Consider the following 11,548-nt stretch of genomic DNA (forward strand, 5'->3'; position numbering starts at 1 on the left):
CCCAGATAATGAAACGTCTCTCCTGCTTTCTGGTCATGTCGCTCGCGATCCCGGCGTCCGGTCAAATCGGGCCTGGTAGCGGCGGGCCGGAAACCGGGACCCCGCAGAACACCGGCGTCGTCGCGATCGACGGAGTGACCCCGGAGCCAGCCTCATGGCGCGAGCGTGGCTTGTATTATATCCAAGGCCAAACCCGCGAGTCGCTCGCCCTGAAATGGACCACTGGAATCAATCTGATCTATGACGACGGGATCGTCAGCCGCTCCGAACTCTGGGAAGTGTATCGCTTCCTGCGCACCTTGCGGCCGGTACCGCGGGTCCGTTATCTGCAGTCGTGGGTGCGGCTCAAGCGATCCATCGGGGCGAACACGAACCCGGGAGTCGTGTCCGGATTGGTTGCGACGTGGTCACGGACCGATCCCGCCGCTTGGCTGGATTCGCAGTCCGGCCGTCCCTAACGGAGCGGCACCTCGTGATACTCCAGCGCCCATTCGCGCATGTAGCGGACGCGTTCGGGATCGATGCGATAGACGACCAATTCCGGGTTGTCCGGCGTGCCGAGGTAGGAGCGCAGCAGCGGGTTCTTGTCCCAGATGGCTGCCAGTAATTCCGCATCACCCTCGATGGCGGCGCTGCCGGTGATGCGGACCTGGTGATGGTGCTCGTCCAGATAACAGAGCTCGACCCGCGGGTTGGCGGCGATTTCCCCGGTCTTGTGATAACTGCGCAGGTTCGCCACCCACACCGTGAAGCCGTCCACCTTCACGGGCGACACCGGTCGCAACCGCGGCTGACCCCGGTCGTCGGTTGCGAGCATCGGGAACTTGGCGGATTTCATCGTCGCCTTCGCCAGCTCGGGAAGCTCGGCGGGATCCACGGGGGCGGGTTTCGGTCGGGCCATGTCGAACGAGGATTCACCGGCTGCCGGCGAATGCCAGTGGAAAGCTTCAAACGGTGATCCGCGGCGCAGCCGCCCTTGGACTGCTGCGATCCTTCGCAGCTTTCAGGGCGAAGGGCACCGCATGCTTCACCTGAAGGCCGAAGCGATCCTTCTCGACCCCTTCCAAGCACCGCTCAAGCGACATCATCCCTGCACTCGAGAGCTGCGAAGGATCGCAGCAGTCCGAGGGCCTGCGGCTTTCATGGCGGCCACGCTCCCGTTTTGTCCGGCCTAGCCCCGGGCAAGCGGCAGGGTGAGCACGAAGCGGCAACCGCCATCGCTCTCCTCCAGCTTCAGGTCACCGCCTCCGGCTCGGGCGAGCCGGCGCGACAGGGCGAGGCCGAGACCGACCCCCGGCCGGCTTTCTGCGGCGGCCGCTGCCGACTTGTGAAAGGCATGGAAGACACGCCCCGCTTCCCTGGCCGGGATCCCCGGGCCATGGTCGGCCACCATCACGGCGAGGAAGCTGCCACGGACCTCCGCCGTCAGCCGAACCTGCGCGGGGGACGATCCGGCGGCATATTTGGCGGCGTTGTCGAACAGGTTGAAGAGCACGTGCTCGACCGCGGCGGGATCGGCCCGGACCTTCGATTGCCAGGCGGACTCCTCGAGGTCGACCTCGAGCTGCAGCCCGGCTTCCTGCAGCCGGTCGCCGAAGCGTTCGAGCATCGGTTGCACGAGCCCCCCGGCACCCGTTTCGCGCGGAGCCGCGCGGGCGCTGCCGCGTTCGATGCGGGAGAAGGCCAGCACGTTTTCGACCAGGTGCGAAAGGCGGCCCGCCTCGCGGTGCAGGGTCTTGAAATAGTCGCCCCGCTTCTCTTCCTTCACTGCGCCGCTCTGCAGCATGTCGGAGTAGAGCTGGAAGGTCGTCAGCGGGGTGCGCAACTCGTGGGTCACCGCCGAAACGAAAGATGCCCGGCGTTCGCTCAGCCGCAGGATGCCGCGGACCAGCAGTGCGACCGCGGCGATCGCCACGATCACCGCGATCCAGCCGGCGCGGAGCGGGCCGCCGAGGGGGGCGGCGAGCGCTTGCGGGAGTTCGTGGGTCTCCAGGCGGAACGGGAACGACACCAGGGCCAGGGGATCGTTGGCGCCCGGATTCGAGAAATCCGGCAGGCCCGGCAGTGCGACCAGGGTCGCGGCGGGCAGCAGGTCGGTGATCTCGTCGAGCAGACGGAGGCGGACCGTCTCCGCATCGAGCCAGGCGCCCTGGACACGGACGCCGGACGAAGGCAGCAGGGGAGTCGAGACCGACAATTGCCGGAGCAGGAAAAGTTCGCCGCCGATCCACACCGCGCGCATCGTCCCGGTGTCGACTGATTCCGGAACCTGCAGGGCGTCCGTCCTGTCCGCCTGCGGGGCCGCTTCCTGCTGGAGGTAGCCGTTGGCCACGGTCTGATCGACGACCTTCGCCCGCTGGGCCTTTTCCGCCTTGTTGAATCCACTCTGGTAAGTGGGTGCGCTGCGGGCTTTCGAGGATCCCCACGTATTGCGGAGGTCGAGGTTCTGCATCTTGTCGTCGGCCGCGTCCTTCGGCATGGCCTGCCAGGTCTCCTCGCTTTTCTCCAGCACGCAGCGGAGCAACTCGCCGCCCTCCAGCGGCAACGGATGTTTTTGGAACAAGGCGCCCAGTTCACCCAGTGCCTGGACGCTGCCTTTCGACCGGAGCACGCCGGTCCCGCTGGATTCGAAGCGCAGCTTCACCGCCGGATTGTCGTCGACGAGGTCGCTGTAGCCGCGCGAGGACAGGCGGTTTTCGCCTAACAAGATGGCGGCGCCCTCGGCGTCCATCCGCCACAGGGCGAGGCGGGTCCGTTCCTCAAGATCCGCCTTCGCCTCCGCCCCGGAGCGCTCCCGCTCCGAGTCGAGGGCGCGCTGCGTGAGCCAGCCCATCGCGCCCAGGACCAGCGCCGCGCAGAGGACGAGGGTCGTCCAGACCAACCAGTTGCGCGAGGCCTTCATGTGGGCTGCCGGGAGTGGAATCTCCAGCCCTTGCCGCGGACGGTCACCAGCATCTCCTGGTCGCGGTCGCGCAGCTTGGTGCGGAGGTGCATGATGTGCATGTCGAGGGTGCGGGTCTCGGTGCGCGCCGGGTCGAGGCCCCACACGTGGCGGAGGATCTCGTCGCGCGACACCACCCGGCCCGACGAGTCCAGGAGGTAGCGCAGCAGGTCGGTCTCGCGCTCGGAAAGCAGGGCATCGGTCCCGTCGGTGAAGTCGATCCGGCCGGAGGCGAGGTCGACCTTGCCGCCGGGCAGCGGGTGCTCGTCCGCCGGGGCGGGTCGTTCGCAGGTCCGCCGCATCACCGCTTCGACGCGGGCGAGCAACTCGCGCACGCTGAAGGGCTTCATCACGTAGTCGTCCGCGCCGAGGCCGAGGCCGCGCACCCGGTCGTTCTCCTCGCCGCGGGCCGAAAGGATGATCACCGGCTGGCCGGGACGCTTCTTCTTCAGCTCGGCGAGGATCGAGAAGCCGTCGCGCCCGGGGAGCACGAGGTCGAGCAGCAGCAGCCGGTAGTTCGCCTTCAGCGCCAGTTCCAGCCCGCCGGTCCCGTCGCCGGCTTCCAACGTACGATACCCGCCGTATTCCAACGCGTCGACGACCCCGCGGCGGATCGCGGCGTCGTCTTCGATGACGAGGATGGTGCTGTCGGTCATGGACGTCGGGACAGGCAATACACGAAATCGGGAGCGGTGGAAACCGGCTTACTTGCCGAACTCATAGCCGAGCGCGGAGGCCTGGTCCTTCACCGTTCCGGCGATCGCCTGGTCGAGGGTCTTCTCGCCGGTTGTCTCCGCCTGCTTCCGGGCGGCCTCGGCGACGAAGGCGTCGCGCTGGCGGCCGAGTTCCTGGATGCGCGCCTGCAGCTTCGCCCGCTCGGCGGTCATCTTCGCGACGTGGGCTTCGCGTTCGGCGAGGCTCATCTTCCGCATGGCTTCGGGGAGTTCGGCGTCCTTGACCTCCGAGAGCTTGAGCGTGCCGTCCTTGCAGGCATCGACGAGGTCCCAGTTGCCGTTGCAATAGTTCGCGGTGGCCTTGGTGAGGGCCCGTTGGGTCGCCGCGCCCTTGGAGGCGTTGGCGATGGCATCCATGTCGGCGGCTTGCTGCTTCACCGCGGAGGCGCGCCAGTCCTTGCCGTAGCCGAGGTAGGTCTTGTTCAGCTGGACCCCGAGGTCGGAGATTTCCTTGTCCTGCGGCGCGTCGATGTGGACCACCGCCTTGTCCTGGTTGATGGCGAGGTACTTGCCGCCGGCCAGCGCGGGGCCGTCGTGCCAGGAGCCGGCGATGCCCTCGTCGCGGTTGCCGCAGTGGATGGTGTTGACCACGATGCCTTTCTCCATCGCGTCGCGGCAGGCCTGGCGGGCATCGACGGGACCTTGGGTGAAGGGTTCATTGCCGGCGATGAAGATCACCTTGTAGGTGTTTGGCGAGGGGTCCCAGGAAAGATCCGACAGGGCCCGCAGGATCACCGCGCCACAGTATTCGTCGCCGCCGTTGGTCTTGAAAGCGAAGAGCTCGCGGCTGATCTCGTCGAGGTCGCGGGTCAACGGCTCGACCTGGCGGATCCAGTGGTTGCCCACCTCGAGGCCGTTGTTGCCATACTCGTAGAGCGCCACTTCCACGAAGGGCACCTTGCCGTCGCGCTTGGCGGTGTTGAAGGTGTTGACGACCTTCCAGAGCTGGGTCTTCGCCTGGTCGATCAGGCCGTCCATGCTGTTGGAGGTATCGAGCAGCAGCGCGATCTGGACCTTGTTGGCCGGCTCGTCGCTGGGCAGTTGGCCTTTCGCGAAGGCGGAGGAAACGATCAAGGCGGCGGCCGCCAGCCGCGCGGAGAAGGGAATGTTGATTTTCATAACACGCCTTTCCTAGCGCTCCGCGGCGCGGCCGTCCGTCAAGGGTCTGTAAATTCAGCCCGTCGCCCGTTTTGCGAAGATTTTGCACAAGCTTGATCGTCGTTTGGCGCGGGCCTTTGCAGAATCGGCCAGCATTGGCATCGGAGCGTGAGTCCGCTCCTCCTCTACCATGAATCTCATTCCGTCATTGGTCTCCCTGCTCGTAGCCGCATCGCCCTGCCTGGCGCAGGGGGAGAATCCCTTCCTGAAAGAGCCCGCCAAGAAGGCCCCGCTCGCTGATGCAGGCGGATCCTTCCTTACCCTGGAAGAGCACATCCTCGTCCCCTCCGATCTGCTCGATGCCTGGCTGCAAGACCGGTCGCTGGCGGACGGCGCGGACGAACTCCGCGCCGCCGCCCAGGAGTGGATCGCCGACGACAAGGCGGTGCTTGATCACTCCGCACTCAGCGCCGGCATCGTCGGCCGCCGATTCACGAACGAGACGAAGATCGAGCAAATCTACGCCACCGAGTATCACCCCGCCAAGGGACGCGACGAATGGCAACTACCGACTTCTTTCGAGACCCGGAACCTCGGTTACTCGCTCGAAGGCGATGCGATCCGCGAGCAAGGCCAACTGGTCGTCCGTGCGGAAACCGACACGGTCAGGATGCTGTCCCACGGCTCCTGGGACCGACTGGCCGAAGCGACCCGCGAGCCTTCTGATATATTCATCCCGCGCTTCCGCAGCGTCCGCAACTCCCAGTCGATCCCCCTCGACAAGCCGGAGATGTCGAATGATCCCTTCGCACCCGGGAAGTTCGTCGGACCCAAGAAGAGTCTTCCCAGCTACACCGCAGGAAACACCCGCCTGGTTTTGCGGGCCGATGACGACCTGTCGGAGCCGGGGGCCAAGGAGCCGAACGGAAACGTGCCCGAGTATGAAAAGCCGGCCGGCCTGGCTCCGGATCGTCCGGTCCGGCTCGTCTTCTTCCGCGGTGAGTCGATCGAAGATCCTCCGGACAACGACAAGCCGCTGCCGGATGACATCCCGCTTACCATGCGCATGATCCAGGTGGACCATTTCCAGCTTTCCGATTGGCTGCAGCAGCGCGACTTGAACTCCGCGGACAAGGAACTCAATCAAGCCGTTGAGTCATGGCTCAAGGACGGCTCGGCCAAGATCATCCGCACGCTTTCGGGCGAGGTCCAAAAAGGAGTCAAAAGCCATATCGAGGACATCAAGCCGATCGAATACCCGACGGAGTACAAACCGGGAAAGCGCGTCCCGGGTGCCGATGGGAAAGCCTCGCAGCTCGAGTTCGCCACGCCGACTTCCTTTGAGTCGCGGCATGTCGGGAGTTCCGTGCAGAGCGAGTTGACCACGGACGAGAACGGCCTGCTGATGCAGCTCTCTTTGGAGCGCGTGATTCATGGCGGTGACACGGTGCACCATCGCATCCTGCGCGACGGCAAGTGGGAGCCGAACATCACCTTCCCTCGCTTCTCCACGAATTCCTGGGTCACCGCCCTGCGGTTGGGGCGAGGCGAGTGGACCTTGGTCGGCAGCGGCGGAGCCTTTGCCGAGGACAGCGACGTGGACCCCGATCATACCGTGCTGGCTTTCATCAAGCTCGATTGAGCAAATCCCAACCCTTTGTTAGATCATGAAAACCATTTCATTATGCATCTACCTGCTCGCGGCCGCATCGCTTTGCCCGGCACAAGAGGAGAATCCCTTCCTGAAGCAAACCACCCGAAAGGCACCGCCCGCCGAGGCCGGTGAGTCCTTCCTGAGCTTGGAAGAGCACATCCTTGCTCCTGCGGATCTGGTCGATGGCTGGCTGGCCGGTCACCCGGATGAAAAGGACGCGGGCGAGTTTCGCGCCGCCGTCCAAGACTGGATCGCCGACGGCAGAGCCACGCTCGATTTCTCCACGCTCAGCGCCGGAATCACGGGCCGTGACTTCAAGAACGAGTCTGTCCTCGAGCAGATCTATGCCACCGAGCTTTTACCCGCCGGACAGGAAGGTGAGTGGAAGCTTCCCACCTCCTTCGAGACCAGAGGGGTGGGCTACGAGATCACAGGCGCGGGGATTCGACAAAAAGACGGGCTAGTGGTGCGCGCGGAGCACAAGATGACGAAAATGCTGTCTCAACAGCCGTGGGACAAGCTCACCGAAGAGACCCGGGAGACCGATGACATCTTCAAGCCCGTTTTCCGCGTTTTCCGCGTTTTCCGGGTGCCGGGTGCGTTGAATGATCAAGTGGCCGACACCGGCAGGGAAGACGGCGACGTGAGGCATCCCGCGGGCATGACCCGCCTGGTGTCGCGGGACGATGAGAATCTTCCGGAGCCGGTGGTGAAGGGGGCGAAGGACGATCCGGACGGCAATCAGACCGATCCGGAGCAGGCCCCGGATCGCCCGGTCCGCCTGATCTTCTTCCGGAATGATCCGGTGACGGATGAACCGGTTGCCGACGATCCCTTGCCGGAGGACTACCTGCTTTCCATGCGGCTGATCCAGGTCGAGCAACGGCAGCTTTCCGATTGGCTGCAAGAGCGCGAGCTCGGCAGCGTGGCGAAGGAACTCAATGAAGTGCTGGAGGGATGGAGCCAGGATGGGGGTGTCGAGATTGTCCGGACCTTGTCAGGTGCCGGGCGAACCGGGGCCACGACGCTGATCGAGGATGTAAACGAAGTCATTTATCCCACCGAGTATGAACCCTGCCGGCGCACCACCTCGGAGGACGGAAAGGATTCGCGCTTGGAATTCGCCACGGCCACTTCCTTCGAGACCCGGAACGTTGGCTCTCATTTGACGAGTCAAATCTTGCAGGATCCCGGCGGCCCGCTGCTGAAAATCGAGATGGATCGCGTCATCCACAGCGGCTTCACGGTCCATCATCGGGTCCTGCGCGATGGCGAGTGGGTGGCCGACATGACGATGCCGCGCTTCTCCAAAAACCATTGGTGGACCACGCTGCGGCTGAAGCGCGGGGAATGGATGCTCGTCGGCAGCGGCGCCGCCTTCAAGGAGAAGGGCGAAATCGACCACGACCACCTCGTACTGGCCTTCGTCAAAGTGGAGTGACAGTTCTCACGACTCATCGCTAGATCATGCCCATGCGCCACCATCCCCCACCTTGGGCTTGGACCCTCGCGGTCTCGGCACTGCTGGCCGCGCTGGTGGCGGGCGCGGGGATCGTGCTGGCGCGGAAGGTGGAGCACCTCGCCGAAAAGCCCCCGGGCAACCGGGTGGACGATGCTTTCCGGGAAAGCGCGCGACGGATCGGGATCCTGGAAGCCTTCTGGCAGCAGGCCGTGGAGACGGAGGCCACCCGCCTGCTGGACGGCGGGATCAACGCGGCCGACTCCCAGGTGCCGGGAATCGTCCAATGCTCGTGGCTGAATCCCAATCTCCACGAGCCCGAGCGTGGCCAGCGGCGCTTCGATGGCCGCCCGATCGAGCTGCGCCCCGTTCTCGAGCGTTTCGCCCGCGGCGGGGCCGATGAATGGAAGATCGCGAATGGGGATGTGGCTGCAGGCGGCGGCTGGGTGGAATCACTCGGCCGGCCCCTCGCCTGGCGTCAGGGCAATGGCCGCAATGCGGTGATCCTCCAACTCGATCCCCTGGCGGGCGTGCCGATCGTCGAGAACGACCTGATCGCACGGAAGCTCTTGCCCGAGGATGAGCCGGGCTCGCTGACGTGGACGGATCCGCTGGGAAAGGTGTGGCTGGCCTCCGGGCAGCCTGCACCGACGGACCGGAAGCCCGATGAAATCCTGCGCCACGTCTCACGCTTCGGGGATTGGGCGCTGCGGCGGCACTACCCGGTGCGGATTGAGACCAGCTATCGCCTGCCGGTGCTGGGCGGTGGATTATTGATCGGTGGTCTTCTGGCAAGCGGCGGCATCGCGGTGGCGTCCTGGCAGAAAAAGGCGATGCGCGTGGCGGCGGAGCGCGTCAGTTTCGTGAACCGCGTGTCCCATGAGCTGCGCACGCCGCTGACCAACCTGCTGCTGAATACGGACCTCGCGCTCGACGACTTGCCCGGTGATAGAGGCAAGCTGGGTCGACGGCTCGGGCTGATCCGTGAGGAAACGTCGCGGCTGTCCCGCATCGTGGACAATGTGCTCGCCTTCGCCCGCATCGAACGCGGCACCGCGGAATCCCATGCCTCGTACTGCGATGTCGGCGCGGTGATCGGTGAGCTGCGGGAAAGCTTCGCGCCGCTCTTCGAACGGAAGTCGATCCGCTGCCGCTACGATGGATCTCCGCAGGGAGATCTGCGCCTGGATCGCGATGCGCTGTCGCAAATCCTTTCGAACCTTCTTTCGAACGTGGAGAAGTATGCCGGCGAAGGAGCGAACGCCGCGCTGCGGATGACGAACGAAGGGGATACCCTGACGATCGAAGTGGAGGACGATGGCCCCGGCGTGCCCGCGGCAGCCCGGAGCCGGATCTTCCTTCCCTTCGAGCGCGGGGGCAGCCGCATCGATGAAGGCGTGAGCGGCACCGGCCTGGGCCTCGCGATCAGCCGCGACCTCGCGGAGCGGATGGGTGGCCGCCTTCAGCTGGCCGAGACCGTGCGAGGTGCGAAGTTCCGCCTGGTGATCCCGCTCGGGGAAAGGAGGCGGGAATGACCATCTTGCTGGCGGAGGATGACCTCGTGACGCGGGAAGCGGTCACGGAGCTCCTCCAAGCCGACGGTCATGTCGTCCTAGCGGCGCGGGACGGGATCGAGGCGCTGGACTTTTGGAGAAAGCACCGGCCGGACCTGGTGCTGCTGGACATCATGATGCCGGGTGCGAGCGGCTACGAGGTTTGTCGTAGTATCCGCCGCGAGGACCGCCGGACGCCGGTGATGTTCCTTTCCGCGAAGTCGGAGGAGGTCGACGTGGTGCTGGGATTGGAACTCGGCGCGGATGATTTCTTGCGCAAGCCCTTCGGCAAGCACGAGCTGCTGGCCCGCGTGCGGGCGGTGCTGCGTCGTCATGACGAGCCGCGCCAGGGAGATGCGGTGGAGTTCGGTCCATGGCGAATCTATCCGAAGCGCTTGGTGGCCTGCCAGGGTGAGGAGGAGATCGAGCTGACGGTGCGGGAGGTGAAACTGATCGCGCTCCTTTGCAAGCGGCGCGGCGAGGTGGTGACGCGCGACGAGTTGCTGAACGAATGCTGGGGACTCGAGTATTTCCCGGAGTCCCGCACGCTCGACCAGCACGTGCTCAACTTGCGGAAGAAGATCGAAGATGATCCTTCCAAGCCGCGGCTGATCGAAACCGTGCGCGGCGCCGGCTACCGGTTTCCGTGAGCGTCGCCGCGGGCGAAGTCGAGCAACTTTGCAAGTTGCGCGGGGGACAGGCGGACCTCACAAGGTGTGTTGGCAAGCCAGTGGCGGTTGCCGCCGCGAGCTGCCGCAACTTGCAAAGTTGCGCTACGTCCCACCATGGACCACAGCTTCCCCGTGCTTGCCCTTCTCCGTCGTAGCGGTCCCTTCGCCCACCGGAACGCGCGGCTCTACGTGCTGTTCACGGTGCTCTACAATGCCCGGGCCTATTACCCGGTGCTGGCGATCTTCTTCACCGACCTCGGGTTGACGATCGAGCGCTTCGTCTTCCTCAACCTGATGTGGGCGCTGGCGATCTTCACCCTCGAGGTGCCGTCGGGGGCGTTGGCGGACACGCTGGGACGGAAGAAGCTGTTGGTGTTTTCGGCGCTGCTGATGGTGGTCGAGATGGGCATCCTGCTGGTCGCTCCCAAGGATGGCGGGGCGCTGCTGTTCGGCCTGTGCATCCTGAACCGCCTCCTGTCGGGGACATCCGAGGCGGCGGCGAGCGGCGCGGACGAGGCGATTGCCTACGACTCGCTGCCGGAAGAAGGGCGCGAAGGTGCCTGGGACGAGGTGATGGGCACGGCAATGCGCTGGCGGGCGGCGGGTTTCCTGGTCGCGATGGCGCTCGGCGGCCTGCTCTACGATCCGGAATGGTTGCGCAGGCTCGGGCTGGCGATCCCGGTCGAGGTGGCGCATCGGCTGCCGGTGGCGGTGGTATTTGTCCAGGCGATCCTGTGCCTGTGGATCACGATGCGGATGGAAGAGACCCCGCACGAGTCGGGAAATGTCCGGGCGCGTTGTGCCTCGGCTTTCCGGGTGACCTTGCGCACGGCCCGGATGGCGTTCACGACGCGGAGCATCGCGGTGGTGATCCTGGGCGGCTTGTTGATTGACTCGGTGGCGCGGAACTTCGCCACGGTGAACAGCGAGTATTACCGGCTGATCGGGATCCCCGAATGGGCCTTCGGCCTGATCGGTGCGGCAGTCGGTGCGGGCAGTTTCTTCGTGCCATCGATCGCCGCCCGGCTGAACAAGCGCTTTTCCGCGCTCGGGGTGCTGGGGATCGCGGCACTGCTGGCGATCGTTGCGCTGGCCCTGCTGGCGTCCGCCTGGCCGTGGTTCGGGGTGCTGCCGGCGGCTTTGCTGATGACCCTACTGGGCCTGGTCGGTTTCACCGTCAGCCGTCACCTGCATGCCTCGGCCGAGTCGTCGCAGCGGGCGACTCTGCTGAGCGTCCGCGGGCTGGCTTTCAACCTGGGCTACGGGGCCTGTTCGCTCGGCTTTTCGATGTTGCTCGCGCAGCTGCGGCTGACGGCAGGCGACGATGCCTTCCGCGCGGCGCTGCAGTGGCAGCTGCCGGTGTTCGCGGTGATCATCAGCATCTTCTTCCTGTGGGCCTGGCGCGGCGGGCGGTCTAACGCTTCCCGGCTGGAATCAG

General features: G+C 65.4%; 10 protein-coding genes. 6 read left to right on the plus strand and 4 right to left on the minus strand.

Annotated elements, in window-relative coordinates; translation table 11 throughout:
* Positions 1 to 8: 8 nt before the first annotated feature.
* The gene (locus tag IG178_RS00280; protein ID WP_193210480.1) at positions 9 to 458 is read left to right on the plus strand and encodes a hypothetical protein; all 450 of its coding nucleotides are present in this window, start codon (positions 9 to 11) and stop codon (positions 456 to 458) included.
* On the opposite strand, the gene IG178_RS00285 is transcribed toward IG178_RS00280, so the two are convergent.
* From IG178_RS00285 to IG178_RS00300, 4 genes are all read right to left on the minus strand, one after another.
* Positions 455 to 901, minus strand: coding sequence for a pyridoxamine 5'-phosphate oxidase family protein (locus IG178_RS00285; RefSeq protein WP_193210481.1), 447 nt, complete (start codon positions 899 to 901; stop codon positions 455 to 457). The genes IG178_RS00280 and IG178_RS00285 overlap by 4 nt on opposite strands.
* Before the next feature lie 270 nt (positions 902 to 1,171).
* Positions 1,172 to 2,902 carry a sensor histidine kinase gene (locus tag IG178_RS00290; protein ID WP_193210482.1) on the minus strand — a complete coding sequence of 577 codons (1,731 nt, stop codon included), beginning with the start codon at positions 2,900 to 2,902 and terminating at the stop codon, positions 1,172 to 1,174.
* Entirely contained in the window at positions 2,899 to 3,597 is a 699-nt protein-coding gene (locus tag IG178_RS00295; protein WP_193210483.1) for a response regulator transcription factor, read from the minus strand. The genes IG178_RS00290 and IG178_RS00295 overlap by 4 nt, the downstream gene beginning before the upstream one ends.
* A gap of 48 nt (positions 3,598 to 3,645) precedes the next feature.
* Positions 3,646 to 4,794, minus strand: coding sequence for a vWA domain-containing protein (locus IG178_RS00300; protein WP_193210484.1), 1,149 nt, complete (start codon positions 4,792 to 4,794; stop codon positions 3,646 to 3,648).
* Positions 4,795 to 4,963: 169 nt separating this feature from the next.
* Between IG178_RS00300 and IG178_RS00305 the strand changes: the two genes are divergently transcribed.
* From IG178_RS00305 to IG178_RS00325, 5 genes are all read left to right on the plus strand, one after another.
* Positions 4,964 to 6,415 carry a hypothetical protein gene (locus IG178_RS00305; protein WP_193210485.1) on the plus strand — a complete coding sequence of 484 codons (1,452 nt, stop codon included), beginning with the start codon at positions 4,964 to 4,966 and terminating at the stop codon, positions 6,413 to 6,415.
* Positions 6,416 to 6,440: 25 nt separating this feature from the next.
* On the plus strand, positions 6,441 to 7,868 hold the full coding sequence (locus tag IG178_RS00310) for a hypothetical protein (protein ID WP_193210486.1): 1,428 nt from the start codon (positions 6,441 to 6,443) through the stop codon (positions 7,866 to 7,868).
* 32 nt (positions 7,869 to 7,900) lie between these two features.
* Positions 7,901 to 9,421 (plus strand): sensor histidine kinase, encoded by a 1,521-nt coding sequence (locus tag IG178_RS00315; RefSeq protein ID WP_193210487.1) that lies wholly within the window; start codon positions 7,901 to 7,903, stop codon positions 9,419 to 9,421.
* Positions 9,418 to 10,089, plus strand: coding sequence for a response regulator transcription factor (locus IG178_RS00320; RefSeq protein WP_193210488.1), 672 nt, complete (start codon positions 9,418 to 9,420; stop codon positions 10,087 to 10,089). Before IG178_RS00315 ends, IG178_RS00320 begins: the two co-directional genes overlap by 4 nt.
* Positions 10,090 to 10,224: 135 nt before the next feature.
* Positions 10,225 to 11,548, plus strand: a 1,324-nt coding sequence (locus IG178_RS00325) for an MFS transporter (protein WP_193210489.1), incomplete at its 3' end; no start/stop codon positions are given.

The organism is Neoluteolibacter marinus (assembly GCF_014904755.1).
Lineage (GTDB): Bacteria > Verrucomicrobiota > Verrucomicrobiia > Verrucomicrobiales > Akkermansiaceae > Haloferula > Haloferula marina.

Bases quoted from the DNA above. Each gene is read 5' to 3' on its own strand.
- IG178_RS00290 (WP_193210482.1), bottom strand. From the start codon at position 2,902: ATGAAGGCCTCGCGCAACTGGTTGGTCTGGACGACCCTCGTCCTCTGC.
- IG178_RS00305 (WP_193210485.1), top strand. From the start codon at position 4,964: ATGAATCTCATTCCGTCATTGGTCTCCCTGCTCGTAGCCGCATCGCCC.
- IG178_RS00315 (WP_193210487.1), top strand. From the start codon at position 7,901: ATGCGCCACCATCCCCCACCTTGGGCTTGGACCCTCGCGGTCTCGGCA.
- IG178_RS00310 (WP_193210486.1), top strand. From the start codon at position 6,441: ATGAAAACCATTTCATTATGCATCTACCTGCTCGCGGCCGCATCGCTT.
- IG178_RS00320 (WP_193210488.1), top strand. From the start codon at position 9,418: ATGACCATCTTGCTGGCGGAGGATGACCTCGTGACGCGGGAAGCGGTC.
- IG178_RS00295 (WP_193210483.1), bottom strand. From the start codon at position 3,597: ATGACCGACAGCACCATCCTCGTCATCGAAGACGACGCCGCGATCCGC.
- IG178_RS00300 (WP_193210484.1), bottom strand. From the start codon at position 4,794: ATGAAAATCAACATTCCCTTCTCCGCGCGGCTGGCGGCCGCCGCCTTG.
- IG178_RS00285 (WP_193210481.1), bottom strand. From the start codon at position 901: ATGGCCCGACCGAAACCCGCCCCCGTGGATCCCGCCGAGCTTCCCGAG.
- IG178_RS00280 (WP_193210480.1), top strand. From the start codon at position 9: ATGAAACGTCTCTCCTGCTTTCTGGTCATGTCGCTCGCGATCCCGGCG.